General features: G+C 65.4%; 22 protein-coding genes. 8 read left to right on the top strand and 14 right to left on the bottom strand.

Annotated features, from left to right (window positions below; genetic code table 11):
* Positions 1 to 12 precede the first annotated feature (12 nt).
* The gene (locus ACIGJE_RS23070) at positions 13 to 1,359 is read right to left on the bottom strand and encodes an extracellular solute-binding protein (protein WP_394311794.1); all 1,347 of its coding nucleotides are present in this window, start codon (positions 1,357 to 1,359) and stop codon (positions 13 to 15) included.
* 221 nt (positions 1,360 to 1,580) lie between these two features.
* Here ACIGJE_RS23070 and ACIGJE_RS23075 point away from each other — a divergent pair, with 221 nt between their 5' ends.
* Together ACIGJE_RS23075 and zwf are read left to right on the top strand one after the other, a co-directional pair.
* Positions 1,581 to 2,180: a GNAT family N-acetyltransferase gene (locus tag ACIGJE_RS23075; protein ID WP_311943214.1), complete on the top strand. Its 600-nt coding sequence runs from the start codon at positions 1,581 to 1,583 to the stop codon at positions 2,178 to 2,180.
* 143 nt (positions 2,181 to 2,323) lie between these two features.
* Positions 2,324 to 3,700 carry a glucose-6-phosphate dehydrogenase gene (gene zwf / locus ACIGJE_RS23080; RefSeq protein WP_311943216.1) on the top strand — a complete coding sequence of 459 codons (1,377 nt, stop codon included), beginning with the start codon at positions 2,324 to 2,326 and terminating at the stop codon, positions 3,698 to 3,700.
* A gap of 165 nt (positions 3,701 to 3,865) precedes the next feature.
* On the opposite strand, the gene ACIGJE_RS23085 is transcribed toward zwf, so the two are convergent.
* Both ACIGJE_RS23085 and putA read right to left on the bottom strand, forming a co-directional pair.
* Positions 3,866 to 4,672 (bottom strand): hypothetical protein, encoded by an 807-nt coding sequence (locus tag ACIGJE_RS23085; protein WP_311943218.1) that lies wholly within the window; start codon positions 4,670 to 4,672, stop codon positions 3,866 to 3,868.
* A 251-nt stretch (positions 4,673 to 4,923) separates the two neighbouring features.
* The gene (putA, locus tag ACIGJE_RS23090) at positions 4,924 to 8,634 is read right to left on the bottom strand and encodes a trifunctional transcriptional regulator/proline dehydrogenase/L-glutamate gamma-semialdehyde dehydrogenase (RefSeq protein ID WP_483678756.1); all 3,711 of its coding nucleotides are present in this window, start codon (positions 8,632 to 8,634) and stop codon (positions 4,924 to 4,926) included.
* 164 nt (positions 8,635 to 8,798) lie between these two features.
* On the opposite strand from putA, the gene ACIGJE_RS23095 reads away from it, so the two are divergent.
* Positions 8,799 to 9,275 carry an Lrp/AsnC family transcriptional regulator gene (locus ACIGJE_RS23095; RefSeq protein WP_311943222.1) on the top strand — a complete coding sequence of 159 codons (477 nt, stop codon included), beginning with the start codon at positions 8,799 to 8,801 and terminating at the stop codon, positions 9,273 to 9,275.
* 114 nt (positions 9,276 to 9,389) lie between these two features.
* On the opposite strand, the gene ACIGJE_RS23100 is transcribed toward ACIGJE_RS23095, so the two are convergent.
* Positions 9,390 to 10,076 (bottom strand): REP-associated tyrosine transposase, encoded by a 687-nt coding sequence (locus ACIGJE_RS23100; protein ID WP_415080558.1) that lies wholly within the window; start codon positions 10,074 to 10,076, stop codon positions 9,390 to 9,392.
* A gap of 27 nt (positions 10,077 to 10,103) precedes the next feature.
* Positions 10,104 to 11,129 (bottom strand): GlxA family transcriptional regulator, encoded by a 1,026-nt coding sequence (locus ACIGJE_RS23105; protein ID WP_415080557.1) that lies wholly within the window; start codon positions 11,127 to 11,129, stop codon positions 10,104 to 10,106.
* A 264-nt stretch (positions 11,130 to 11,393) separates the two neighbouring features.
* Between ACIGJE_RS23105 and ACIGJE_RS23110 the strand changes: the two genes are divergently transcribed.
* Positions 11,394 to 13,388, top strand: a complete 1,995-nt coding sequence (locus tag ACIGJE_RS23110) for a M1 family metallopeptidase (protein ID WP_415080556.1) — start codon at positions 11,394 to 11,396, stop codon at positions 13,386 to 13,388.
* A 270-nt stretch (positions 13,389 to 13,658) separates the two neighbouring features.
* Here the strand turns inward: ACIGJE_RS23110 and ACIGJE_RS23115 are convergent, their stop codons facing one another.
* The gene (locus ACIGJE_RS23115) at positions 13,659 to 14,822 is read right to left on the bottom strand and encodes a winged helix-turn-helix domain-containing protein (protein WP_415080555.1); all 1,164 of its coding nucleotides are present in this window, start codon (positions 14,820 to 14,822) and stop codon (positions 13,659 to 13,661) included.
* Between the two features lie 134 nt (positions 14,823 to 14,956).
* A complete protein-coding gene (locus tag ACIGJE_RS23120; RefSeq protein WP_483678757.1) occupies positions 14,957 to 15,976 on the bottom strand; it encodes a zinc-dependent alcohol dehydrogenase family protein in 1,020 nt (339 codons plus the stop codon).
* A gap of 196 nt (positions 15,977 to 16,172) precedes the next feature.
* On the opposite strand from ACIGJE_RS23120, the gene xseA reads away from it, so the two are divergent.
* On the top strand, positions 16,173 to 17,750 hold the full coding sequence (gene xseA, locus ACIGJE_RS23125) for an exodeoxyribonuclease VII large subunit (protein WP_311943234.1): 1,578 nt from the start codon (positions 16,173 to 16,175) through the stop codon (positions 17,748 to 17,750).
* Positions 17,751 to 17,804: 54 nt separating this feature from the next.
* Positions 17,805 to 18,026 (top strand): DUF2093 domain-containing protein, encoded by a 222-nt coding sequence (locus ACIGJE_RS23130; protein WP_105862435.1) that lies wholly within the window; start codon positions 17,805 to 17,807, stop codon positions 18,024 to 18,026.
* 93 nt (positions 18,027 to 18,119) lie between these two features.
* Here ACIGJE_RS23130 and lpxK read toward each other — a convergent pair whose 3' ends face one another.
* The 6 genes from lpxK to ACIGJE_RS23160 form a co-directional block, all read right to left on the bottom strand.
* The gene (gene lpxK, locus ACIGJE_RS23135) at positions 18,120 to 19,136 is read right to left on the bottom strand and encodes a tetraacyldisaccharide 4'-kinase (protein ID WP_367626257.1); all 1,017 of its coding nucleotides are present in this window, start codon (positions 19,134 to 19,136) and stop codon (positions 18,120 to 18,122) included.
* A complete protein-coding gene (locus tag ACIGJE_RS23140; protein ID WP_415080553.1) occupies positions 19,133 to 20,413 on the bottom strand; it encodes a 3-deoxy-D-manno-octulosonic acid transferase in 1,281 nt (426 codons plus the stop codon). Before ACIGJE_RS23140 ends, lpxK begins: the two co-directional genes overlap by 4 nt.
* The gene (locus ACIGJE_RS23145; RefSeq protein ID WP_311943238.1) at positions 20,410 to 21,114 is read right to left on the bottom strand and encodes a lysophospholipid acyltransferase family protein; all 705 of its coding nucleotides are present in this window, start codon (positions 21,112 to 21,114) and stop codon (positions 20,410 to 20,412) included. Before ACIGJE_RS23145 ends, ACIGJE_RS23140 begins: the two co-directional genes overlap by 4 nt.
* A 28-nt stretch (positions 21,115 to 21,142) precedes the next feature.
* Entirely contained in the window at positions 21,143 to 21,385 is a 243-nt protein-coding gene (locus ACIGJE_RS23150; RefSeq protein WP_367626259.1) for a DUF4170 domain-containing protein, read from the bottom strand.
* Positions 21,386 to 21,503: 118 nt separating this feature from the next.
* Positions 21,504 to 22,322 carry a 3'(2'),5'-bisphosphate nucleotidase CysQ gene (locus ACIGJE_RS23155; protein WP_415080552.1) on the bottom strand — a complete coding sequence of 273 codons (819 nt, stop codon included), beginning with the start codon at positions 22,320 to 22,322 and terminating at the stop codon, positions 21,504 to 21,506.
* 77 nt (positions 22,323 to 22,399) lie between these two features.
* Positions 22,400 to 22,918, bottom strand: a complete 519-nt coding sequence (locus ACIGJE_RS23160) for a GNAT family N-acetyltransferase (protein ID WP_311943243.1) — start codon at positions 22,916 to 22,918, stop codon at positions 22,400 to 22,402.
* Between the two features lie 338 nt (positions 22,919 to 23,256).
* On the opposite strand from ACIGJE_RS23160, the gene ACIGJE_RS23165 reads away from it, so the two are divergent.
* Positions 23,257 to 23,622 (top strand): nuclear transport factor 2 family protein, encoded by a 366-nt coding sequence (locus tag ACIGJE_RS23165; RefSeq protein WP_415080551.1) that lies wholly within the window; start codon positions 23,257 to 23,259, stop codon positions 23,620 to 23,622.
* The gene (locus ACIGJE_RS23170) at positions 23,619 to 24,461 is read left to right on the top strand and encodes a helix-turn-helix domain-containing protein (protein ID WP_394311767.1); all 843 of its coding nucleotides are present in this window, start codon (positions 23,619 to 23,621) and stop codon (positions 24,459 to 24,461) included. Before ACIGJE_RS23165 ends, ACIGJE_RS23170 begins: the two co-directional genes overlap by 4 nt.
* 264 nt (positions 24,462 to 24,725) lie before the next feature.
* Here the strand turns inward: ACIGJE_RS23170 and hmuQ are convergent, their stop codons facing one another.
* Positions 24,726 to 25,061, bottom strand: a complete 336-nt coding sequence (hmuQ, locus tag ACIGJE_RS23175; protein WP_149251786.1) for a heme-degrading protein HmuQ — start codon at positions 25,059 to 25,061, stop codon at positions 24,726 to 24,728.
* Positions 25,062 to 25,075: the final 14 nt, after the last annotated feature.

Raw genomic sequence — 25,075 nt, forward strand, 5'->3', positions numbered from 1 at the left:
GCCTTCCGTTCCCTATTTCTTCAGGCTCGCAATATAGCCCTGATAGTCCTTGTCGACCGCAGCGACGAACACTTCGGGTGTATCCTCCTTGGCAATCACCCGAGTCAGGCCATCGGAGAGCGTCTTCAGCATGGTAGGGCTGGCCCAATCCGGATAATGGCCGAGGGCATTGGCGGCGTTGACCGTGTTCCACACCTTGATGGTCTCGCCGAGCAGGGCCGGGATCTGCACCTTGTCGGGTTTCTCCAGCGCCGCGACAGGCAGGTAGCCCGCCGCCGCCCAGGCCGCCGCGGCATCGTCGGACAGGAGATAGTTGATATAGTCGCCGGCAAGATCCTGCGTCGCCTTGTCCTTGGCGAGCGCCGTGATGGCCCAGGCAAGCTCCACCCCGCCGACCACCAGCGGGTCCTTCACGCCGGCCGCGGGCGGCAGCGCCATGAAATGGATGTCGGGATTGGCCTGCATGTCGCCCAAACGCCAGGTCCCGGTGACCTGGAAGGCGCCCTGCCCGCCCACGAAGAGCTGCACGGCATCGTCATCGGCAATGCCCTGATAGCCATCGTTGAAGGCGCCGCCATTGGCCCAATCCTGGATCTGCTTGGCAGCGGCGATATAGCTCGGCGTATTCCAGCTGCCGCCCCGGCCATAGACGAGGTCATCGAGCCCCTTGCGATCGGCAGCGCCGATCATGGCCTGCGACAAGGCAGCGTACATATGGAGCGACATGTGGCCCTTGGTCAGGCCGATGGTGAAGGGCACGGCCCCTTTGGCCTTCAAGGTCTCGACGTCCTTGGCCAGTTCGTCCAGCGTGGCCGGTGGCTTGTCGATACCGGCCTCCTTCAGCACCTTGGCGTTGTAATAGAGGCCCACCAACTCGCCGAGGGCCGAAATGCCATAGGTCGGGCCGGTGCCGAACTCACCCTTCTCGGACCAGCGGTCGCGCGCCAGCACGCTGTCCGACTGTTTCTTGTCCCAGCCATATTTCTTGATGTAGTCATCGATAGGCAGCAGCAGCTTCTGCTTGACCATGGCGCCCATCTCCTGGGCGCCTTGATTGGCCTTGGTCACCGCGGGCCCCTCGCCCGTGGAGAGCGTCAGTTTCAGGGTCATGGCGAGATCATCGAAGGTTCGCGCCGTGCGGGCGATCTTCACACCCGGATGCGCCGCCTCGAACTTGGCGTTGATATCGGTGATGACCTTGGCCTGGGAAGGCAGCGCATTGTCGTCCCAGACCGTCAGAGTCTGCGCACCGGCGCCCTGAATGGTGCCTCCCCACCACAGGGCGGCAACTGCCAGCGGCGGCAGAAGCCGGCGCAATAGAGCATTGGTTCTCAAAGAAGACGTCCCAGTCCGCAACATCGGTGGTCCCCCTCTGCGTTGCGCTATGCTGGACGCTGGTCGCCTGTCCGAATTGGATGTACGAACGGCCGCGCCCCATTCTTGGTTGGCGCTACCATCACGGGGAAGCAGGCCGTTGGCAAGTTGCAATTGCGTATTGGTAAGACGATAGTGGCTGAATGGCCGGCCAGGAGCCTCTTCCCATACCTCCCCTCCCCGCCGGTTCCGCACGGAGTTCCTCCTTGGCCGACACCGCCGTCATCCGCCCCGCCACCGAGGCCGACCGCCCCGCCCTTTTTGAAATCTGCCTGCGCACGGCCGACAACGGCTCCGATGCCGGCCATCTCTATTCCGAGCCGCGCCTGCCGGGCTTCATTTGGGCCGTACCCTACCAGGCCCTGGCACCCGATTTCGCCTTCGTCCTCGACGCCGGTAGCAGAGCCGTGGGCTATGTCGTGGCCGCGCCAGACACCACCGCCTTCGCCGACCGACTGGACAGCGAATGGTGGCCGCAGGTGCGCCTCGAGGTTGCTGACCTGACGCCCAGCAAGGCCAGTGACGAACGAGCCCTGTCGCTGATCCGCCGCCCCGAGCGGAAGGATCCTGCCATGATCGCCGACTATCCGGCCCATCTCCACATCAATCTGCTGCCGCCGTTCCAAAGCAGCGGCTGGGGCCGCCGCCTGGTCGAGACCGAACTCGCGGCTCTCAGAGCCAAAGGCGTGCCGGGCCTGCATCTCGGCGTCAGCGCCGGCAACGCCAAGGTGATCGGCTTCTACGAGAAACTGGGTTTTCGGGAGATCGCACGACCGGCAAGCATCTATATGGGCATGCGGCTATAGGGGCGCTGGCGGACAAAAGGTCCATCCTGCCGGTGTCCGTCGCCTGCTGCGCTGACGTAACGTCTTTCCGACTTCCCATCAGGCCTCTTCCGTTTTACCAACTGGTAGTTTCGCTGGGTGGCAGTTCAATTCGGGAAGACATCATGCCGGCACCGCATTCCGACGCTTTCGTTCTCTTCGGCGCCACGGGTGATCTCGCCTTCAAGCAGATCTTTCCTGCCCTGTATGCCATGGTCCGACGCAACGCCCTCTCCGTCCCGGTGATCGGCGTCGCCTTCGATCCCTGGGACGTGGAGAAGCTGCGCGCCCGGGCCCGCGAGAGCACGGTGAAGGCCTATGGCGATGCCTTCGACGAGAGCGTATTCGCCAGGTTTTCCGATCTTCTCGGCTATGTCAGCGGCGATTACCGCAGCCCCGAGACTTTCGCCAAGCTGAAGGCGGCCCTAGGCCAGGCCAGCCGCCCCCTGCACTATCTGGCGATCCCGCCGAGCCTGTTCGAAACGGTGGCTGAAGGCCTGCAGCAATCGGGCTGTGCCGCCAATGCCAGGCTGATGGTGGAAAAGCCCTTCGGGCATGACGAGGCTTCCGCCAAGGAACTCAACGCCGTCCTGCATCGCTTCTTCGACGAGAGCGCCATCTTCCGCATCGACCACTATGTCGGCAAGGAAGCCATCCAGAACCTGCTCTATTTCCGCTTCGCCAACGCCTTCCTCGAGCCGGTCTGGAACCGCAATTTCGTCGAGAGCATCCAGATCACCATGGCCGAGAACTTCGGCGTGCAGGGCCGCGGCAAGTTCTATGACGAGGTCGGTACCATCAGAGACGTGATCCAGAACCATCTCGTCAACGTGCTGATCCTGCTCGCCATGGAGCCGCCGGCCGGCCGGCTCGAGGACGATCTGATCGAGGAGAAGGTCAAGATCTTCAAGGCGATCCGCACGCTGACGCCGCAGGACGTGGTGCGCGGCCAGTTCGTCGGCTATCACGACGAGCCCGGCGTGGCACCGAATTCCACCGTGGAGACCTTCGCGGCGGTGAGGATGTTCGTCGACAGCTGGCGCTGGGCCGACGTGCCCTTCTATATCCGCGCCGGCAAGAACCTGCCGGTGCGCTGCACCGAGGTGGTGGTCCGCTTCAGGAAGCCGCCGCACGACGTGTTCGCCGAACGGTTGCAAGGGCCCTCCAACGAGCTTCGCTTCCGCATCAATCCGCAGATCACCATCGGACTCGGCTCGCGTATCAAGGCGCCCGGCGAGAACCTGGTGGGCGAGCCGGTCGAACTCGTCGCCGTCGATGACGGCACCGGTGACCTCGCCCCCTATGAGCGACTGATCGGCGACGCCATGGAGGGCGACAACGCCCTGTTCACCCGGCAGGATGCCGCCGAAATCGCCTGGCGCATCTTCGATCCCGTCATCGGCAATGTCGTGCCCGTTACCCCCTACCAACCCGGTACCTGGGGCCCGTCGACCATGGCCGGCTTCGAACCGCCCTTCGGCTGGGTCGACCCGACGGTGTGAGGACCCGTCCATGAAGGGCGGCGCTGAGCTTTGTCATGCCCGGGCTTGACCCGGGCATCCACCGCAGTGCCCTGCGCAATGGCGAGAAAAGAGCTGGATTGCCGGGTCAAGCCCGGCAATGACAATGGTCGCGTGAGTTCAAATCTGCTTGCGCCGGCCGAAGCCTCAATTGCACTTCACGTCATAGTCCGACACCGAGGGGTAGTCGTTGTCACCCGCCGTGGTGACCGACAGGGTGCCCGCCTCGCCGCGATAATTGTAGCTGCAATAGCCGAGGCCGGTGCCCGAGCAGGCCTCCGCCTCGATCACGCCGAGCTTGACGAGTTCGGCGACGCGGCTGTCGGTGCGATCCTGCTCGCTTGAAGGCACCGGCTCCCAGCCATTCGCCTTCAGCGCGGCGCGCGCCTTGTCGATCGGCATGTTGTTGATGTTGGGCACCTTGGCACGGCCGCCGCAGACGCCGTCACTGGCCGCCACCGGGTTGAACTCGAACTTGTAGTCGTCGATCGAGCGGATATCGCCGATCGGTGTGGCGAGATAATCGCCGTCGATGACACGCACCCCGCCCCCTTCGAGAGCCTGGACGCGGCCCAGCGACTGCTTGGAGCCTTTTTCGGCATAGAGCAGGGCAACCAGCTTGCCGCCGTCGAAGACACCGACATTGCCGTCATTGACCAGGCAGGTACCGCTGGTGCCCGGCTCGAACCCACCGGCGAAGCTGACGGCGCGCAGGGAGGTCCCCAGCTTGGCCTCGCCCGTCACGGCCCAGCCGCGCTCCGCCACGACACGGCCGGCTTCAGAGGCAGGCTTGACAACCAGCTGGCTGCACTCGTCTGCTCCTTCCACCGCCCGGGGGGCACGCGGCAGGGTGGTCAGAAGGCGGAATGCCACGCCCTTGACCTCGCTGCTGGTGGAGGGCGGCTCGTCCCCCATGCCCATCGCCGCAGCCATGGCCGCCGGGGCGCCCAGCATCAACGCGCTCGCCAAAGATGCCGCGAGGAAAGTCCGGCCTTTCCCGGTATTCGCCACAGCCCGCCGTCCATCCGTCATTGTCGTCTCCACTGCTGCCGATTCATGGGATCGGCGCAGGCGCCAAGATATCGGCGCGCGGCGACAAGACAATCGCCATGGAGCGAAGTTTCAAGCTCGGCTGGGGATAGAGGTTTCCGGGGGAACAAGGCGATGTTCGTTCGGGCACGGTAAGGCGAGCATCTGCCTGTCCCCTACCCAATCGTCATCAGGCTGGCATTGCCGCCGGCGGCCGTGGTGTTGATCGAGGTGGAAACTTCCTCCAGGAGCCAGTTGAGGCAATAGGCGTCCGCCTTCGCCGCGAGTTCCTGCGAGGAGGCCGCTTGCACCAGGACGAGCGGCCCCGGCAAGGCGGCGATGGCCTTGCTCGCCTCCTGGATCTCATCCGGGTTTCCCTCGACCAGGGCACCGGCGAACGGGCCCGACTTCCTCCAGTCCTTGCTCCAGCTCACCCGCACCGCCACGCTGGCCGGCAGGGTCTTGAGCACGGGTTGCAGCCCGGAAGCCATATCGATCACCACGCTGTTGCCGGTCGCGAGCGCCGCCGTGAGCTGCCGGTGCAGGCCGATCTCGGTCTGCGGCACCAGCAGGATCTGGCCGCGCGGATGCAGGGCGTAGAGGTTGCGCTCGCCGACCGGGCCGGTCAGCTCGATCTCCAGGCCGAGGGCGGAGTCGCCGCCGATTTCGCGCGCATCCTGGGCCAGATTGTTCATGCCGCGCTGTCCCAGCCATTTGGCGAAGTCGGTCAGCACCGGATCGGTATGGACCGAGCTGTGCCGCGGGGGGATTGGCGGGGTGTCGACCAGGCGCCCGAGATAGAGGGGCCCGCCCGCCTTGGGACCGGTGCCCGACAGGCCGCGCCCGCCGAAGGGCTGCACGCCGACGACCGCGCCGATGGTGTTGCGGTTGATGTAGACATTGCCTGTTTTCACCAGGCTGGTGACATGGGCGATGGTCTCGTCGAGGCGGGTGTGCAGGCCGAAGGTCAGGCCATAGCCGGTCGCGTTGATCGCATCGATCAGGCGTTCCAGATCGTCGCGCTTGTAGCGCACCACATGCAGTACCGGCCCGAAGACCTCGCGCGTGAGATCGGCCAGCTCGTTGATCTCGATGATGGTGGGCGCCACGAAGGTACCGGCCTGCGTCGCTTCGCCCAGCGCCACCTGCTCCACCTTGCGGCCGCGGCCGCGCATGGCCTCGACATGGCCCTCGATGGTGGCCTTGGCCTCGGCGGTGATGACGGGGCCGATATCGACCTTCAGGCTGTCGGTTGAACCGATGCTGAGCTCCTTCAGCGCGCCCTTGAGCATGGTGAGGGTGCGGTCGGCGACATCCTCCTGCAGGCAGAGCACGCGCAGGGCCGAACAGCGCTGCCCGGCGCTATCGAAGGCAGAGGCGATCACATCCGCGACCACCTGCTCGGCCAGGGCCGATGAATCGACGATCATGGCGTTCTGGCCGCCGGTCTCGGCGATCAGCGGGATCGGCTTGCCATGGGAGCCGAGGCGCGTGGCGAGCTGGGCCTGGATCAGGCGCGCCACCTCGGTCGAGCCGGTGAACATCACGCCAGAGGTCTCCGGCGCGGCGACGAGTGCCGCGCCGACCCGGCCGTCGCCCGGCAGGAGCTGCAGGGCATCGGCCGGGACACCGGCCTCGTGCAGGATGCGCACGGCCTGGGCGGCGATCAATGGCGTTTCCTCCGCCGGCTTGGCGAGCACGGCATTGCCCGCCACCAAAGCGGCGGCAACCTGGCCGGAGAAGATCGCCAGCGGGAAATTCCACGGGCTGATACAGACGACCGGCCCGAGCGGCTTGTGGGCGACGCCCAGCGTAAGGCGGGCCTGGTCGGCGTAATAGCGCAGGAAGTCGATGGCCTCGCGCACCTCGGCGATGGCGTTCGGCATCGACTTGCCCGCCTCGCGCATGATCAGGCCGAGCAGCACCGGCATCTCGCTCTGCATGATGTCGGCGGCGCGCTCCAATGCGGTCGCGCGCTCGCCCGGTGTCCAGCGGGACCAGCCCTGCATCGCCTTTTGCGCGTTCGCCATCGCCGTGGCGACATCGGCCTCGGTGGCCTCGGTCACCTCACCGACGACATCCTCATGGTCGCCGGGATTGAGCACGGGCCGGCTTTCTCCGGCACTGCGAGCGCCAGCAAGCTGCGGCACGGACGTCCAGGCCCGGCCGGCGCTCTCCTTGAGGATTGCGCCGATCTCGGCAAGCGTCGTCTCGTTGGAAAGGTCGAGCCCGGCGGAATTGGCACGCTCGTCATAGAGCTGGGCGGGCAGGGAAATCTGGTCGTGGCGCGCCCCGACCACCGCCATCGCGCTGATCACCTCGGCCGGATCGGCGATCAGTTCGTCGACCGAAACATTGGGGTCGCCGATGCGATTGACGAAAGAGGAATTCGCCCCGTTTTCCAGGAGACGGCGCACGAGATAGGCAAGCAGCGTCTCATGCGTGCCGACGGGGGCATAAATGCGGGCCGGCCGGCGCAGCTTGTGCGCCCCGACCACCTCGTCATAGAGCGGCTCGCCCATGCCGTGCAGGCATTGGAACTCGTATTGGCCAGTTTTGAAGTCGGCGCCGGCGAGTTGATAGATGGTGGCGAGCGACTGGGCATTGTGCGTGGCAAATTGCGGGAAGACGGCGTCGGTGGCCTCCAGCAGCTTGCGCGCGCAGGCGATATAGGAAACGTCGGTGTGCACCTTGCGGGTGAAGACCGGAAAGTCGGGCAGGCCGTCGACCTGCGCCCGCTTGATCTCGGCATCCCAATAGGCGCCCTTGACCAGGCGCACCATGATGCGGTGCCCGGTGCGGCGCGCCAGGTCGATGATGAAATCGAGCACGAACGGGCAACGCTTGCCATAGGCCTGGACCACGAAGCCGATGCCGTCCCAGCCCTTGAGATCGGGGTCCTCGCACAGGCTCTCCAGGAGGTCGAGCGAGAGTTCGAGCCGGTCGGCCTCCTCGGCGTCGATGTTGAGGCCGATGTCGTATTGCTTAGCGATGGCGGCCAGCGCCTTCACCTTGGGCAGCAATTCCGCCATCACCCGCTCGGCCTGGGCGCGCACATAGCGCGGATGCAGCGCCGAGAGCTTGATGGAGATGCCGGGCCCGTCATAGATGCCGCGGCCTGCCGAAGCGCGGCCGATGGCGTGGATGGCGGTCTCATAGTCCTTGTAGTAGCGCGTCGCATCGGCAGCGGTGGTCGCCGCCTCGCCCAGCATGTCGTAGGAATAGCGAAAGCCCCTCTCCTCCAGCGGCCGGGCGCGTTTCAGCGCTTCCGCGATGGTCTCGCCGGTGACGAACTGCTCGCCCATCATGCGCATCGCCATGTCGACGCCGCGGCGGATCACCGGCTCGCCGCAACGGGCGATCAGCCGGGTCAGCGCCGCCGACAGGCCGCGGTCATTGACGGTGTTCGAGAGTTTGCCTGTAACCACCAGGCCCCAGGTCGCGGCGTTGACGAAGAGCGAGCGCCCGCCGCCGACATGGGAGCGCCAATCGCCATCGGCGATCTTGTCGCGGATCAGGGCGTCTCGCGTCGCCATGTCGGGAATGCGCAGCAAGGCCTCGGCGAGGCACATCAGCGCCACGCCTTCCTGGCTGGAGAGCGAATATTCATGCACCAGCGCCTCAACACCGCCGCCCCGGCGCTTGGAACGCAGCGCCTCGATCAGCTTGCGGCCGGTGGCGCTGATCGCCTCCTTGACACCCGCCGGCAGGCTGGCCTGCTCCAGGAGCGCCGCCACGCATTCCTCCTCGGAACGGCGATAGGCCGCCGTGATGGCCTGGCGCAGCGGCGTCTGCGGCCGGATCGGCGGCGCAAAATCGGCGAAGGGCCTGGGGGCAGGCTGGGGATTTTGCAAGGAACCTTGGCTGAGTGCGGCAGATGTCGTCATGGCTGTCTCGCTCTGGGGAAACGTCAGGTGCCATTGGGCCGGATCGGCGATGATACCTCGCGTCGTGGCGATCACATAGCACGCCCCATTCTTGCATTTTTGCCAAGATTATGCGCCTTTGTAGACAATATCACTTTTGATTCATCGATATCCAGGACTTTTGGATGGCAAAAACGACAGAAACAGGAAATCTGGATGGTTACGACCGCAAGATCATCGATGCGCTGGTCGAAAACGGCCGCATCTCCATCACCGAACTGTCTGAAAAGATTGGGCTTTCCAAGACACCGTGCCATCAGCGGCTGAAGCGCCTTGTCGACGAGGGTTACATCCGCGGCTTCCGCGCCATTCTCGACTCCAGCAAGATGGGCCTCGACCATATCGCCTATACGGAAGTGAAGCTTTCGGACACGCGCGAGGCCGCGCTGAAGGCCTTCAACGCGGCGGTGTTCAAGATCCCGGAAGTCGAGGAATGCCATATGATCGCAAGCTCCTACGACTATCTCCTCAAGGTGCGCACCGCCAATATCCGCCGCTATCGCCAGGTGCTCGGCGAACGCATCTCGAGCCTGCCCCATGTCGCCAACACCTCGACCTTCGTGGTGATGGAATCGGTCAAGGACACTGACCTGGTGCCGTGAGCGAGGAGCAAATTAAATTAATTCAGGGACAGTTTACTAATTTCAACGATGAGTCCACGTACGGATCAAGCGAAGCTACGTCATTAGTAAACTGTCTCCGATTTTCCGTTCATTTCACCGCGATGTCGACCGGTCCCCTTCGTCCAGCTTGCTCTTCCTGCCCCGCTTCTGCGGCCTGAGGACACGGCCGGTCACGGCCTCCAGCTGTTCGATCCAGGCGCCGCCGCCGAGCGGCCGGCCCGACGTCTCCGCCAGACGCAGGGCGTTCGCCGCCCTCTCGTCCTCCCCGGCCTGCAGGAGGCCGGCGATATCGGGGAAACGTTCGCGCACGGGGCCGAGATCGGTCAGCCCGTCGTCGCGGCCGTCGAGATGGACCCGCGCGCTCGACCAGGGCCAGTCCTGCGCCCGCTCGACCAGGCGCGCGCGGACGGGGTTGAGGCAGACATAGCGGACCGCATGGGCCAGGTGCGTCTCGTCCATGACCACGGAACCGAAGCGTCCCTGCCACAGATGCCCGGTCCATTGCTGGCGCGTGTTGATGCGCGCGGTGTAACGCCGATGCGTCTCGCCCAGCATGGCCCTGAGCCCGTCCGGTTCGGTGGGAATGGCGAGCAGATGAACGTGATTGGGCATCAGGCACCAGGCGATCAGCCGCGTGCCCGATTTCGGGGCATAGATCTTCAGGAGATCGAGATAGGCCCGGTAATCCTCGTCGCAGAAGAACACCCGCTCGCGGCGATTGCCCCGCTGCGTGACATGATGGGCAAAACCGGGAACGACCAGACGGGCGATACGGGCCATGCGCCGATCATGATCGGTCGCGTTAAATTAGTAAACTGTCCCCGAATTAATTTGCCATTCCTTGCGGAATTCGCTCGGCGTTGTCGTGAAGCGCTGACGGAACCGCCGGCTGAAATGGGCGGAATCCGAGAAGCCGCACTCCATGGCGATCTTGGCGAAGGATTTGTTGGAGGTCTCGACCATATGCCGGGCGAGCGACAGCCGCATCTCCATGAAGGCCGCGCGCGGCGAGGTGGCGAGCGCGCTCTCGAAATGGCGCTCGAGCCGGCGCTTGGTGATGCCCAGATGCCGGGCGATCTGGCCGACGGAGAGCGGCGCATCCAGGCTTTGCTGCACCAGCAGCAGCGCCTTCCTGACGAAGGGATCGGAGGTGTTGAAATCGAGCGTCGGGCTCGGCTGCGGCGCCTCGCCGACCTCCGCCCCGTTGATCATCATGATGTGCAGGCTCTTGGTCGCGGCGGCCTTGCCCAAATGCCGCTCGACCAGGAAGGCCGCCAGATGGGCCGCGCTGGCGCCGCCCGGACAGGTGAGGCGGTCGCGATCGACGATGAAGATCTGGTCGGACACCGGCTGGAGACCGTCGAACTGCTCCAGGAAATCGGTGTGGTGGAACCAGCTCACGCAGCAGCGATAGCCCTCCATCAGCCCGGCATGGTGCAGGATGAAGGCGCCGGTGCACACGCCGACGAGCGGCACCCTGGCCGCCGCCGCCCGCTGGAGATAGCGCGAATAGGCGGGGCTGAGTTTCGGGACCTCGTCGATCAACCCGCCCACCACCACGATATAGTCGAACTTGCCGGGGTCCCCCAGCCTCTCGCTGGGCGCGACCACCACGCCGCTGCTGGAGGCGATCGGGCTCATGGTGTCGGACAGCACGCTCCATTCGAAGCGGATCGGCCGGCTGCGGTCGCCTTCATCTGCCGCCAGGCGCAGCACGTCGACGAAATTGGCAAAGGCGTTCAGGGTGAAGTGACGCGCCAGGATGAAGCCGACGGACAGCCGCGGCGCCTGCTTTTCGGACCGAGCCGGCTTCCTTGTCCCCGCTTCGCTCACGCCGCGCCTCCCTGTGCCGGGACGTCGCACATGTAACATCCGATCGACGCACCCATCCTATTCATGTCGACGACACCCGGCAAGATGTCGGGACCGGGCAGTCGTCCCGCCGCCGGCATCAATTTGTTGCATCGGTCGTACAAATCATGGCGAGGACAGCGTTCATGCTCTAAGAAGTGAGCGGGGATATCCGATTGGGATGGAGGGGACAGTCCATCGACAGCAGGTATTTCCATGAATACGGCAGAAATATACCAACGATTCTTGCATCATAGGCGGCGGCCCGCGCATCTTTTTCCGATTGCATTCCTTTGTCTGGCTGCGACGCCGGCCCTGGCACAGTATCAGCCCCGGGAAACCTTTGCGCCGCGCCCGCCGGCGCAGGCCGTCAACGCCTATCGCTCGGCCAATGGCCTGCCCGGTCCTCAATATTGGCAGAACAAGGCCGATTATCAGATCCATGCCACGCTCCAGCCTGATCAGCCTGCCATCAGCGGCGATGAGGTCATCACCTATACCAACAACAGCCCCGACCGGCTGACCGAGCTCTGGCTGCAACTCGACCAGAACATCTACAAGACCGACAGCCGCAGCGGTTACGCCAACGGCAAGGCGCGCGAGGGCACCACGGACGGCTTCGTGCTCGACAGCGTCGCGATCGGCGGCGGCAAGGCAGCACCCGTTTCCTATACCGTCAGCGACACACGCCTGCGCATCGCCCTGCCGATGCCGCTGGCCGCCAAGGGCGGGCAGGTCAAGCTCCACATCCGCTATCACTTCGCCATTCCCGGCGAATGGGGCGGGCGCATGGGCTGGGGCAAGGCCAAGGCCGGGCCCGTCTACGAGATCGCGCAATGGTATCCGCGCATGGCCGTCTATGACGACATCCGCGGCTGGGACACGCTGCCCTACCTAGCCCAGGAGTTTTATCTCGACTATGGCAATTTCGACTATTGGGTAACGGCACCGAGCACCATGCTGGTGGCGGGCTCGGGTGAATTGGCAAACCCGCAGGAGGTGCTGACATCCGAGCAGCAAAGTCGGCTCAAGAAGGCCCGCGCCAGCGACAAGACCGTGACCATCCGCAGCGTCCCGGAAATCGATGATCCCAAGTCACGCCCGAAGAAGGACGGCACGCTGACCTGGCACTATCGCATGCAGAACAGCCGCGACGTGGTTTTCGCAGCCTCGGTCGCCTTTGCCTGGGACGCGGCGCGCATCAACCTACCGGGCGGCAAGTCGGCGCTCGCCATGTCCTTCTACCCGGCTGAAAGCCAGGGCAGCGAGCGCTGGGGCCGTTCGACCGAATATCTCAAGGACGCGGTCGAACGCTTTTCGGCCCGCTGGTATCCCTATCCCTGGCCGGTCGCTGTCAATATCGCCGGCCCCGACGATCTCGCCGGCATGGAATATCCCGGCCTGCTTTTCGACGGCATTGGCGACAAGACCAAGGACCTGTTCTGGGTTACCGCCCATGAGATCGGCCACACCTGGTTTCCGATGGTCGTCGGTTTCGACGAGCGGCGCGACGCCTGGATGGACGAAGGCTTCAACACCTTCATCGACGTCTATGAGTCGGACGATTTCAACCATGGCGAATATGCGCCCAAACGCGATGTCGAATATGCGCCGGGCGGTGGCAATCCCGTCGACGAGATCATCGAGGTATTGAAGGACCGCGACGCGCCGCCGATCCTCTCGCGGGCCGACACCGTGATCGAGAAATACCGCCACCCGGTGACCTATTTCAAATCCGCGCTCGGCCTCGTGCTGCTGCGCGAGCAGATCCTCGGGCCGGAGCGCTTCGACGCGGCCTTCCGCCAGTTCACCGCGGCCTGGGCCTTCAAGCATCCCAAGCCGGACGATTTCTTCCGGGCGATGGAAAGCAGCACCGGCGAGGACCTCTCCTGGTGGTGGCGCGGCTGGTACGACCACAATTGGACGCTCGACCTCGCCATCGACAAGATCGGGCCGGCGACCGACGACAAGGACAAGGACAACAAGGACAAGGCGCCCAAGGGCACGGCCATCACCGTCGGCAGCCACGACAAGCTGGTCATGCCGGTGACCTTGCGGGTCGACTTCGCCGACGGCAGCCATCGCGACTATCGTCTGCCCGCCGAAAGCTGGATCAGGCAAGCCTCGACCACCGTCATCGTGGAGCCCGGCAAGAAGGTGGTGCAGGCCACCCTCGATCCCGACCACAAGATCCCCGACGGGAACCGCGGCAACGACAAGCTGCGCGCCGACGCAAAATAGCCGACCAGTAACGCCGTGCCCGTGAAAGGGCACGGCAAACCAGAACGAACGAGCATCCGGTCCGAGTACTCGTTGATCTGACCAGAATTGGAAAACAAGTGCTCCCGTCATCCCCGGCGCGGCCGAAGGCCGTGGGAAGGGGATCCAGGGGCTATGAGTTTCGTCCTGTAACTCCTGGATCCCCTTCCCGGGGTCTTCGACCCCGCCCGGGATGACATGTCTTTTAGGCAACAGTGGATGCTGCCCATCAGCATCGATAACGTGCCGGCATCACTCCGCCAGCTGGAAGGCCTCGAACCGTCCCAGCGCTTCCTCGATCGCGGGCTTGTGGGCGGCGGCATCGCCCTCGCCCACCCAGTTCCATTGCTGGATCAGCACCTTGCCGGCGGCGCGGTCCGTCTTGAGATCGATGGCCGCTACCACCTCTTCGCCCACCAGCACCGGCAGAGCGAAATAGCCGAAAACCCGTTTTTCCTTCGGCACATAGGCCTCGAAGCGGTGATCATAGTCGAAGAAGAGTTTCAACCGCTTGCGCTGGATCACCAGGGGGTCGAAGGGCGAGAGGATATGCACGAGCTCGGCCGGCGGCGCCGCGGCGACGGCGTCGAGCGTTTCGGGGCTGGCCCAATGCTCGGTCTTGCCGGCCCCCTCGACCTCCACGGCCACCAGGTCTTTGCGCCGCACCCGGCTTTCGAGGCGCTCGCGCACCGCACCCTTGCGGCCGGCATCGAGATGGCAGATGGAATCGAGGCTGATCAGCCCCTGCGCGCGCAGCGCCCGGTCGATGATGTAGTCGAGCCGCTGGCGCTCGGTGGCCGGCTTGGGCTTGAGGTCCCGCTGCTCAGCCCAGCCGAAATGGCGCTCCATCAGCTCATAGGTCTTGAGCATGCCCACGCGGGCGCTGATGGTCAGCACGCCGGTATAGAAGGCCAGCTGCAGCGCCTTCTTCGAAGGCTTGCGGCTGGCCCAGGGATGGGTCTTCTCCACCAGCACGTCGTCGTCGATGTCGCGAATGGAGAGAGCCCCACCCTTGCGGATCAGGCTGAGGACCTTGCGCAGATCGGCCTTCGACACGCTCTCGAACCAGCCATTGGGCCGGTCGAGATAGGCCTTCATGTCGGGCAGGAAGTAGCGCAGGTCCTGGGTGGGAATATAGGACAGCGCATGCGTCCAATATTCGAACACCGACTTGTCGGCGCTTTGCGCCTGGACGAGATGGTCGCGGCGATAGTCGGGAATGCGCGTCCACAAGATGTGATGGTGGCTGCGCTCGATCACGTTGATGGTGTCGATCTGCACATAGCCCAGATGCGCGGTCGCCGCAGGAGTCGCCTGCGGCCCGTCGCCGAAGGGAGCCAGGCTGTCGAGGCGCTGGGCCCTCAGCCAGATGCGCCGGGCCTGCGTCTTGTCGATGGAAGGCAGTTTACGGGGCATGCAATCTCGCCAGGATACGGGGCGGCTGGGAGCACGCTCCCAGCCTTCATGCCCTGCAAGATAGGTCTTCCCGGCCGAGTCGCCAGCCCCGCGCCAGTATTTTGTTCACGAAACGTTTACGGTCCGGCGGCTTGTCAGGGCACGAAGAGGATCTTGACCTCGCCCGGCCCGGCCGGCCTGGCAATGATGGCGGGCACCTCCTCCAGCCTGACCTCGCGCGAGATCAGCTCGTCGAGCTTGAGGGCTCCGCTGGCCACCAGCTCGGCCGCCCGCCGATGGGTGAAGGGGTTGATGAAGGAGCCGAACACCTTCAGCTCGCGGAACAGGATGTCGAAGGGCTCGACCGCCACCTTCTCGCCCTGCGCCATCACGCCGAGGATCACCACGGTGCCGCCGGGACGGGCGAGCCGGAAGGATTGCTCCACCGTTTCGGCCACGCCGGCGCATTCGATCACCACGTCGGCTCCGCCGGGTAGCAGGCCGTCGGGGCCGGTCACGTTGGCGATGAAATCGCCCCGGGTGGGATCGATGCTGGCGGTGGCGCCCACGCGCTCGGCCAGCTCGCGCTTCACCGCCTGGCGCGTGGACAGCACCACGCGTGACGCGCCGGCGAGCCTGGCCAGTTGCACCGTGATCAGCCCGATCATGCCGCCGCCGAGCACGATCACCGAGGAGCCCGGCTGGATATCGGCAATGTCGATGCCGTGCAGGCAGCAGGCAATCGGCTCGCAGAAGGCGCCATGGCTGGCCTTCAGGGACAGCGGCAGTTCATAAGCCTGCTGCTGCGGCACGATAACATAGTCGGCCAGGCCGCCGTCGCGGTGAATGCCGATGGCGGTGAGATTGCGGCACAGATTGATCCGCCCGTTCTGGCAGTGCACGCAGCGCCCGCACACGATGTTGGGATCGCCGGTCACCCGCATGCCGGTGCGAAAACCCTGCACGCCGGGGCCGACTTCCTCGATGATGCCGCAGAATTCATGCCCCAGGGTCACCGGCGGCTTGGAGGGAAACTCGCCCTTGAGCAGATGGCGGTCCGTGCCGCAAATGCCGGAGGCCTCGACCCGCACCAGCAGGTCGCCCGGCCCGGGCTTCGGCCTTTCCACCTCCTTCAGAAAAAGCTCTCCCACCGCATCGAGCCGCACTGCCTTCATCGTTGCCTCCGCCTGTTGTTTTGATTGTTCATACAATTCTAGGCCGGATTCGGGGCCGCGGGATAGTACCCGCCGGCATTTCCTTGGAGCGCGGACATCCCAGCGACATGCTTATGTCGCGATGTCCGCTCTTGAACCGCCAGCGTTCAGAGCGAAGAGCGGACAAGATGTCCGCGCTCCATGTAAGATGGCCGCCATGCCCGACAATTCTCCTGATTCTCAGCCCTCCAACGCCCCTGAATGGTCCGTCTCCGAGCTCTCCGGCGCCCTCAAGCGCACCGTGGAGGATGCCTTCGGCTATGTGCGCGTGCGGGGCGAGATCTCGGGCTATCGCGGCCCGGTGGCGTCGGGACACGCCTATTTCGCCCTCAAGGACGAAGGCGCCAAGATCGATGCGGTGATCTGGAAGGGCAATCTCGCCCGGCTGCGCCAGCGCCCCGAGGAGGGCATGGAGGTGATCGCCCATGGCCGGCTGACCACCTTCCCCGGCAAGTCCTCCTACCAGATCATCATCGACCGGCTCGAACCGGCCGGCCTCGGTGCGCTGATGGCGCTCCTGGAGGAGCGCCGCCGCAAGCTCGCGGCCGAAGGCCTGTTCGACGAGGGCCGCAAGCGTCCCCTGCCCTTCCTGCCGCGGGTAATCGGCGTGGTCACCTCGCCGACCGGCGCCGTGATCCGCGACATCCTGCATCGCATCACCGACCGCTTTCCGCGCCGGGTCATCGTCTGGCCGGTGCGGGTGCAGGGCGAGACATCCGCCGCCGAGATCGCCAATGCCATCGCCGGCTTCGATGCCCTGCCGGCCGGCGGCCCGATCCCGCGCCCGGACGTGCTGATCGTGGCGCGCGGCGGCGGCAGCCTGGAGGATCTGTGGTCGTTCAACGAGGAAGTCGTGGTGCGCGCCGCCGCGGCGTGCTCGATCCCGCTGATCTCGGCGGTCGGCCATGAGACCGACTGGACGCTGATCGACCATGTCGCCGACCGCCGGGCCCCGACGCCGACCGGTGCCGCCGAAATGGCCGTCCCGGTCAGGGCCGACCTCTTCGCCAATCTGCACGATCTCGGCGCCCGCCTCACCGGCCATGCGCTACGCATGATCGAGCGCCGGCGCCAGGACCTGCGCAATCTCGGCCGGGCCCTGCCCAGTGGCGAGGCCCTGCTCGCGACTCCGCGCCAGAAACTCGACCTTGCCGCCGGCCGCCTGGTGCACGCGCTCACGCTCAACACCCGCCGCCACCACCAGCGCTACGATGCCCTCACCCGCCGGCTGCTGACGCAGAGCCCCGCCAACCGGCTCGACCGCAGCCGCGACCGCTTCCACGCCATCGCCGAACGCCTGGAGGCTTCGGCGCGCATCGCCCTCGCCCGCAAGCGCGAGGCCTTTGCCGGCCGAGCCGGCCAGCTCACCCCGCTCTTGCTGTCCCGCCGCAGCGAGGCCGGGCGCGAGCGCCTGTCGAGCCTCGCCGGCCGCCTGCTGCAGGCCGCGGCCGCGCGCACATCGGCCCAGCGCGAAAGGCTCGACCGCTTCGCCGTGCTCTTGGAAGCCTATTCCTACCAGGGCGTGCTGCAGCGCGGCTTTGCCCTGGTGCGCGACGAGCAAGGCAGCCCCATACGCAATGTCGCGGCAGCCCAGGCCGCAGCGAGCCTCGACCTGCAATTCGCCGATGGCCATTTCATCGTGGGCAAGGGTGCGCCCCCGCCGGCCCCAGGCGTGGCGAAAGCCAAGCCGAAGAGCGGACAGGCCGGTCCGCAACCGAGCCTGTTCGACGATTAGAATTGGCTCTGTTATAGTTTCGACAAGATCAGCAACACATAGGCCAGCGCCTCCATGAACCGTCACGAAAGCCGCATGACTTTGCCCGGCGAAGCACAGGTCCAGTACCTCGATTCCGATTTCCGCATCCTCAAGCCGGGCAATTACGTGCGCTGCGCCGTGACCGGCACGCATATCCCGATCGATGAGTTGCGCTATTGGAACGTCGACCGCCAGGAAGCCTATGCCAGCCGCGAGGCCGTGCTGGAGCGGCTGAAAGGGCTCGGCGAGATCTGAGAATCCGGGTGCGCGGACGTCTCGTCCGCTCTTGGAAACAGCGCGCTTGCAGTCAAGCAAGAGCGGACAGGATGTCCGCGCTCCAAGGCGTCCTCACCCCGCCAGGCGGAAGCGCTTCACCAGGAAATCGTGCATTGCTTCCTCGTCGTCGAAGGAAAGCTGGATCGGCACGGTCTGGCTGATCGAGGCGAGGCCGATGCGCGCAGGGCCTCCTGTGAGGCGGGTCATATCCTTGGTCGTCGTCACCGGAACGAGCTTCGCGGCCTGTGCCCGCGCCGCGATCCTGGCCGCCTCCTCCTCACTGAAGGCATGGTGGTCGGCGAAGACCTCCGTCGCGGCGATGATGGCCCCCATATCGGCCAGGGTCTTGAAGAACTTCTCGGGACGACCGATGCCGGCAAAGGCCAGCACCCGCTTGCCGCGCAGAGACGGGGCTTGCGGATCGAGGCCGATGCGGGCCCGGAAGACGGCGACACTCGAGCCGCGGGCGAAATCATAGACGGCCGTTCCCGCATCGCCGGGCCCGATCACCACCACCGCCGAAGCAAAGCCGATCTGGTCATGGATATCGGCCCGCAAGGGGCCGGCCGGAAAGGCCAGGCCGTTGCCGATGCCCGTCTCGCCATCGACGGCGATGATCGAGCAATCCTTGGTGAGAGAGGGGTTCTGGAAGCCATCATCCATGATGATGATGCTGGCCCCCTGCTCGATGGCCAGCGCCGCACCGGCCGGCCGGTCGATCGACTTCACCGTCAGCGCCTTGCGCGCCAGCAGCAGAGCCTCGTCGCCAACCTTGTCGGCGGCAGCGTCGGGCTTGACCACCAGCGGCCCCTTCTCGCTGCCGCCATAGCCACGGGTGAGGAAGGCCGGGCGCTGGCCCGCCGCGATCAGGATATCGGCAACCGCCAGCGCCAGCGGCGTCTTGCCGGCGCCGCCAAGCGTGAAATTGCCGATGCAGACCACGGGAACGCCGGCCCGGCTGCCTGGCTGGCGCATGCGCGCCGCGACCTTTCCGCCATAGAAACGGGACAGCGGCATGAGCAGGCGGGCCAGCCAGCCCCGCGGTCGGTACCAGAAGGCCGGCGCCTTCAGGCTCATGCGCATGCTCATGGCCGCCCCGCCCCGAGCGGTAGCAGGGCAATGAGCGTCCGCTCCAGCGCCCCGGTCAGCGTCGCGATTGCCTTGGCGCCGCCGGCTGCGACGCGCTCGACCTCAGCCGGCTCGGCCAGCAGCCGCGCAACGGCACCGGACAGCTCAGCCGAGCCGTGCACGACCACGGCCCCCCCCATGCCATCGAGCGCGCCATAAGCCTCGACGAAGTTCTGGACATGGGGCCCATGCAGCACGGCTGCGCCGAGCTTGACCGGTTCGATCGGATTCTGCCCGCCCTTGCCGAGCAGCGACTTGCCCATGAAGACGATGCGGGCTAGGCGATAGAACACGCCCATTTCCCCAACCGTGTCTGCGACATAGACATCGTGCCGCACTTCCAGGGCAGTGCCCCGCGAGCGCAGGGCGACGTTCAATCCCTTTTCCCGCAAGGCTGCGGCGATCGCCTCGCCACGTTCGGGATGCCGCGGCACGATCAGCGTCAACAGGCCGGGAAAACGGTCCTTCTGTGCGGCATGCACCTCACCCGCCAGAGCCTCCTCCCCCTCATGCGTCACCGCCGCGAGCCAGAGCGGGCGACCCGCCACCGCCTGCCGCAAACCTTCGAGCACGCCGGGATCGGCGGGCGGCAGCGGTGCGTCGAATTTGAGATTGCCGGTGACCACGACGCGCGGTGCCCCGAGCGAGGCAAAGCGCCGTCCGTCATCCTCGCTCTGTGCGGCAATGAGGTCGAAGCGCCCGAGCAGCGCGGCGCTGGTGCGCGGCACGCGGCACCAGCGCGCGAAGGAACGCGGCGACATCCGCCCATTGACCAGCGCCAGGGGAATGCCCGCCGCCTTGATCTCGGCGATCATCCCCGGCCAGAGTTCCGATTCCAGGAAACAGACGAGATCAGGCCGCCAGTGCTCGAGGAAACGCCTGACATAGGCGGGAATATCGAGCGGCACGAACTGATGGATCGCCCCGGGCGGCAGGCGCTCCGCCATCAGGGCCGCCGAGGTGACGGTGCCGGTCGTCATCAGGATACGATAGCCTTCCGCCGCCAGGCGCGCAGCCAGCGGCAACAGGGTAATGGCTTCCCCGACACTGGCACCATGCAGCCAGGCCAGCCGCCCCTCGGGCCGAGGCCGGCCGGCAATGCCAAGGCGTTCGGACCGGCGCGAAGCATCTTCCTTGCCGCGGCGCTGGCGCTTGTCCAGCAACAGGCCGGCGAACGGACGAAAGCAGCTCGTCGCCAGCCGGTAGGCCCTGAGGCTGAGGGGAAGCGCTGTGCTCACGTACCTGCCTTCACGAAGGTTCGCCCGACCATGGCATAGGCGGTGCGATGCGCCGCATCGAGGGCGTTCTCGACCTCCAGGCGCTTCGCCTCCATCAGCGCCTTGTCGGCATCCTCGGGCACATGCACGAGATCACCGACCACGAAGGCGCCGCGCGAAAACGGCATGTTGATCACGGCCTTGTCCCAGGTCGAGAGCTGGATCATGTTCGAGGTCGCCACGGCGACCGGCACGATCGGCCGTCCCGACAGGCGCGCAAGCGTGACGATGCCGAGCCCGGCCACGCCGCCGGTGCGCGGCACGTCCGCCGTCACGCCCACCGACTGGCCGTCCTTCAGGGTGGCCACCAGCTCGCGCAGGGCCGCGGGACCGCCCTTGTGGTGCTGGCGCTGGGGCCTGCCACCCGAGCCGCGCACCAGGCCGAGCCCCAGACGCGTCACCGCAACCGCGTTGATCTCGCCGTCGCCATGGCGCGAGATCAGGATGCGGAACTCATGCCCCTCGCGGCGCATGAAGGGCACCAGGAAATGCTGCCCGTGCCACATCGCCACGATATAGGGATATTGGTCGCGAATGGGCCCGTAGAGATCGGCCGGACTGTCGGCAAAGCGGCTGGTGCCGTGCACGAGCTTCAGCCATGCGGCGAGGCCCTCGCCGATGGCCTTCTGCACGAAGCGGGATCGGCCGATATTCTTGATCATTCCAGGGGCCTATCATCGACCATGGTTATCAGCGCTTGGTCGTGTCGGTCGTCGGATCGAGCAGGCGATGCAGATGCACGATGAAATAGCGCATCTGGGCATTGTCGACGCTCGCCTGGGCCTTGGCCTTCCAGGCCGCCTGGGCGCTGGCATAATTCGGGTAGATGCCGACGATGTCGAGGCCCTGAAGGTCCTTGAACTCCACGCCTTCGATCGAGCTCAGCTCGCCGCCGAAGACCAGATGCAGCAATTGTTTCTGAGGTTCGCTCATCCCATGCTCCTATAGCGTTTTCCGGAAAATCTGACAGACTCTTAGATCAAGAAAACGCGTTAAAACAAATAGTTAGATCAAAATGACAATTCAGGGAAAAGTCATTTTGCTCTAAAACTCAGTTCATGCCCTCGAACAGGGCAACCAGGGCGCCCTGACGCTCCCGCCCAGCCATCACGAGCGGCCGGTGCACGGGGTCGGGGCGGTTATAGACGATGTCCCTGCCGGCCACGGTAGTGAGAAGCCCGCCGGCCTCGCTGAGAATGATATCGGCTGCGGCAATGTCCCAATCATGCGAGGATCCCGAAGCGAAAGCGCCGTCGACGCTACCCTCCGCCACCATGGCGATGCGCAGGGCCAAGGACGACATCGACGAGGCCCGCTCGACCCGCGGCAAGGCGCGTTGGGCCAGATCGAACATCGGCTTGGGGCCCGCCAGCGTGCGGATGGCAGCGAGAGCCCCTTGGCTGGCATTGAGCGCAACGCCGTTCTTGAAGGCGCCCAGGCCGCGACCGCCCGTATAGAGATCGCCATTGCTGGGACGCAAGAGCACGCCCGCCAGCGGACGCCCGGCCTCGACCAGCGCGGCCGAGATCACCCATTCGCCGTTGCCGGCGATGAAGCCGCGCGTGCCGTCGATGGGGTCGACCACCCAGACCTGCTGCTTGTCCAGCCGCTCGGCGGTGTCGACGGCTTCCTCCGACAGCCAGCCGACCGCGCTGGAGACGTGGCGCAGCCGCTTGGCCAGATGAGCATCGATGGCAAGATCGGCCTCGGTGACCGGCGACTTGTCGGCCTTGTCGAAGACACGGGCCCCTTCGCGCGCAAAGCCGAGCCCGATCTCGCCCGCTTCCCTCACAGCCTCGATCAGCAGAGGCAACGCCTCGCCCGCACTCAACCCCCGGGCCATACGCCCTGCCCCATCCTTCTCGATCATGGCTCGGATTTAGGCGAGCCGGCCAGTACGTGCAAGCGAGAACCATGGGTTCTGAGCGGTTGGCCACGCAAGGCGTGTCAGCGGCGTCGCCGCGGCACGTGATAAATCACGGCGGTATATTTCCTGTCACGCCGCTCGGCCGCCGGGATTCCACCCAGGCCCTCGGCAATCCGGCGGCTTGCCAGATTCGCCTCTGCGACGGGATATTCGAAATATCGCACGGCCGGGTCCTCGGACGCCCAGTCGGCAATCGCAGCGACAGCCTCACGGCCATAGCCGCGCCCATGTTCGTCTTCCCGGATCCAGATACCGAGTTCCGGCGTCTTGCTCGCGGCCCGATGCAGCCCTGCCAGGCCGAGAAACAGTCCATCCCGCCGGCGGACGACGAAAATGTGATCGCTGCCCACCTCGGCCAAGGTCTCCCAATTGCGCCAGATCGAGGCAAAGGCCTCGCGTGACGGCAAAGGCTCCCATGCCATGAAACGCGTCAGGCTCGGCGTGATGCAGGCAAAGATCTCGTCGGCGTCATCGGGTGTGAAGGACCTGAGCAGAAGACGTTCGCTGACAAGGCCGGCGGGCGGTGGATCGAGGGACACAGTGTTCTCCGCTCACGAAATTGCGGCCTGCCGACCGAAACATCCCTGTCGCCGCTTGCGGTTTTCATGAAAGCGGATTTGGAGTGTCAGCCTCTGGCTGACATCTTGAAGAAAGGAAACAAGATGTCAGCCAGAGGCTGACACTCCGTGTTTCCTGCAACCTTGTAAACAGGCGCGACCGGAAGGCCAGGACATGTCGACAACGACGATAATGTGCCTTCGGAAAGATTCGTCCAGAAAGACCGCCTTGATTACCTGGCGCGTAATTGAGACGCCCCCTTCTCCCGGCCATGCTGAGCGGGCCTGAAGCAATCAGGCCTGCCAATAGGAACATGTCGATGACCGATCCCGCCACCATTGCCCGTATCTATATCGCCACCTGGAACGAGACCGATCCTGGGCGCCGGCGCGCCCTGCTGGATGCCTCCTGGACGCATGACGCCCTCTATGTCGACCCGCTGATGCGCGGCCAGGGCCATGACGAGATCGATGGCCTGATCGCAGCCGTGCAGCAGCGCTTCCCCGATTTTCTCTTCTCCCTGATCGGCGAGGCGGACGGCCATGGCGATCAGATCCGCTTCTCCTGGCAGCTCGGTCCGGAAGGCGCCGATGGGCCGATCAAAGGCACCGACTTCGCCCGGCTCGACCAGGGGCGGCTGCGCGAAGTGAATGGCTTCCTCGACCAGGTCCCGGCAGCGGCATGAGCGCCCGTGGCAGCATCCAGGTCGCCCGCCGACCGGGCGGCTCGCCGCAGGCGAGGGCCCCCCGGGGAGTCGGCGACCATCTGCGCGCCTGGCGCCAGCATCGCCGCATGAGCCAGCTCGATTTCGCGCTGGAGGCGGAAATCTCCCAGCGCCATCTCAGCTTCATGGAAAGCGGCCGTTCCAAGCCAAGCCGCGAGATGGTGCTGCATCTGGCCGAGAGGCTGGAAGTGCCGCTGCGCGAGCGCAATGCCCTGCTGCTCGCGGCCGGTTACGCACCGGTCTATCAAGAGCGCGGGCTGGATGATCCGGCCCTCGCCCCGGCCCGCGAGGCGATCGACCTGGTGATCGGCGGGCATGAGCCCTACCCCGCCCTTGCGGTCGACCGCCATTGGACGCTGGTCGCCGCCAACAAGGCGATCGCACCCTTGTTGGTCGGAGTTGCCGACAAGAGCCTGCTGGAGCCGCCGGTCAATGTGCTGCGCCTCGGCCTGCATCCCGGCGGTCTCGCGCCCCACACCGCCAATCTGCCCGAATGGCGCGATCATCTGCTCGAGCGCCTGCGCCAGCAGATCGCCGTCAGCGGCGACGAGATCCTCGCTCGTCTCCTCGAGGAACTTTCCGCCTATCCGGTTCCGGCTTCGCGCAGCAAGCCCCGCGCCGATCTCGGCGGCATCGTCGTGCCCTTCGAGCTCAGGACACCGCAGGGCCTGATGTGCTTCTTCTCCACCACCACCGTGTTCGGCACGCCCGTCGACATCACCCTGTCGGAGCTGGCGCTGGAATGTTTCTACCCCGCCAACGCCGAGACGGCGGAGATCCTCAAGCGGACGGTGCTGTGAGAGGAATCGCTACTTCTGGGATCACATCCCTGCCTGCCTTTAGAGCACTTCGACCGTTTGAGAAGAAGAGCAGGCAATCGCGACATGCAAGCATGTCACTGAGATGCCTGCGATGCCAGACGAGCATCTCTCACAAGGCAGTGCATAGAAAACGGGCGGGTTCCTGCCCTGGTCTCCCCGGAAGCTGGAGGTCGCCTTCTCCCGGGAGGACGAGGCCGAAACCCGCCCGTCATTCCCCTCGTAGCGGGGGGAAATGCGTGATGATCAGGCCGCCTTGCTCTCAGTCGGCGCATCCAAAGTCTGCAAGACCTCGAAACCTTCGAAGACGGGGTGGCCGAGCGTCAGCGCCGGGCCCTTGCCGGCATTACGATGCGACAGGCGGAAAGCCTCCGACTGAGTCCAGGCCTCGAAATCGGCCTTGGACCGCCAGACCACATGCGAGGAATACAGGACATGGTCCTCCCGCTCCGGCCCGCGCAGCAGGTGGAAGGAGACGAAGCCGGGCAGCTTGTCGATATGCACTTCACGATCGCGCCAGACGGTCTCGAAATCCGCGGTGGATTCCTTCTTCACCTGGAAGCGGTTCATGGCGATGAACATGGGTGGTTCCTTTC

Source organism: Labrys sp. E2SS-1L, from assembly GCF_057073705.1.

Excerpts from the sequence above, each read along its gene's own strand:
- ACIGJE_RS23070 (WP_394311794.1), bottom strand. The coding sequence starts at position 1,359 with ATGTTGCGGACTGGGACGTCTTCTTTGAGAACCAATGCTCTATTGCGC.
- zwf (WP_311943216.1), top strand. The coding sequence starts at position 2,324 with ATGCCGGCACCGCATTCCGACGCTTTCGTTCTCTTCGGCGCCACGGGT.
- ACIGJE_RS23085 (WP_311943218.1), bottom strand. The coding sequence starts at position 4,672 with ATGCTGGGCGCCCCGGCGGCCATGGCTGCGGCGATGGGCATGGGGGAC.
- putA (WP_483678756.1), bottom strand. The coding sequence starts at position 8,634 with ATGACGACATCTGCCGCACTCAGCCAAGGTTCCTTGCAAAATCCCCAG.
- ACIGJE_RS23095 (WP_311943222.1), top strand. The coding sequence starts at position 8,799 with ATGGCAAAAACGACAGAAACAGGAAATCTGGATGGTTACGACCGCAAG.
- ACIGJE_RS23100 (WP_415080558.1), bottom strand. The coding sequence starts at position 10,076 with ATGGCCCGTATCGCCCGTCTGGTCGTTCCCGGTTTTGCCCATCATGTC.
- ACIGJE_RS23115 (WP_415080555.1), bottom strand. The coding sequence starts at position 14,822 with ATGCCCCGTAAACTGCCTTCCATCGACAAGACGCAGGCCCGGCGCATC.
- ACIGJE_RS23120 (WP_483678757.1), bottom strand. The coding sequence starts at position 15,976 with ATGAAGGCAGTGCGGCTCGATGCGGTGGGAGAGCTTTTTCTGAAGGAG.
- xseA (WP_311943234.1), top strand. The coding sequence starts at position 16,173 with ATGCCCGACAATTCTCCTGATTCTCAGCCCTCCAACGCCCCTGAATGG.
- ACIGJE_RS23130 (WP_105862435.1), top strand. The coding sequence starts at position 17,805 with ATGAACCGTCACGAAAGCCGCATGACTTTGCCCGGCGAAGCACAGGTC.
- lpxK (WP_367626257.1), bottom strand. The coding sequence starts at position 19,136 with ATGAGCATGCGCATGAGCCTGAAGGCGCCGGCCTTCTGGTACCGACCG.
- ACIGJE_RS23145 (WP_311943238.1), bottom strand. The coding sequence starts at position 21,114 with ATGATCAAGAATATCGGCCGATCCCGCTTCGTGCAGAAGGCCATCGGC.
- ACIGJE_RS23150 (WP_367626259.1), bottom strand. The coding sequence starts at position 21,385 with ATGAGCGAACCTCAGAAACAATTGCTGCATCTGGTCTTCGGCGGCGAG.
- ACIGJE_RS23155 (WP_415080552.1), bottom strand. The coding sequence starts at position 22,322 with ATGATCGAGAAGGATGGGGCAGGGCGTATGGCCCGGGGGTTGAGTGCG.
- ACIGJE_RS23165 (WP_415080551.1), top strand. The coding sequence starts at position 23,257 with ATGACCGATCCCGCCACCATTGCCCGTATCTATATCGCCACCTGGAAC.
- ACIGJE_RS23170 (WP_394311767.1), top strand. The coding sequence starts at position 23,619 with ATGAGCGCCCGTGGCAGCATCCAGGTCGCCCGCCGACCGGGCGGCTCG.
- hmuQ (WP_149251786.1), bottom strand. The coding sequence starts at position 25,061 with ATGTTCATCGCCATGAACCGCTTCCAGGTGAAGAAGGAATCCACCGCG.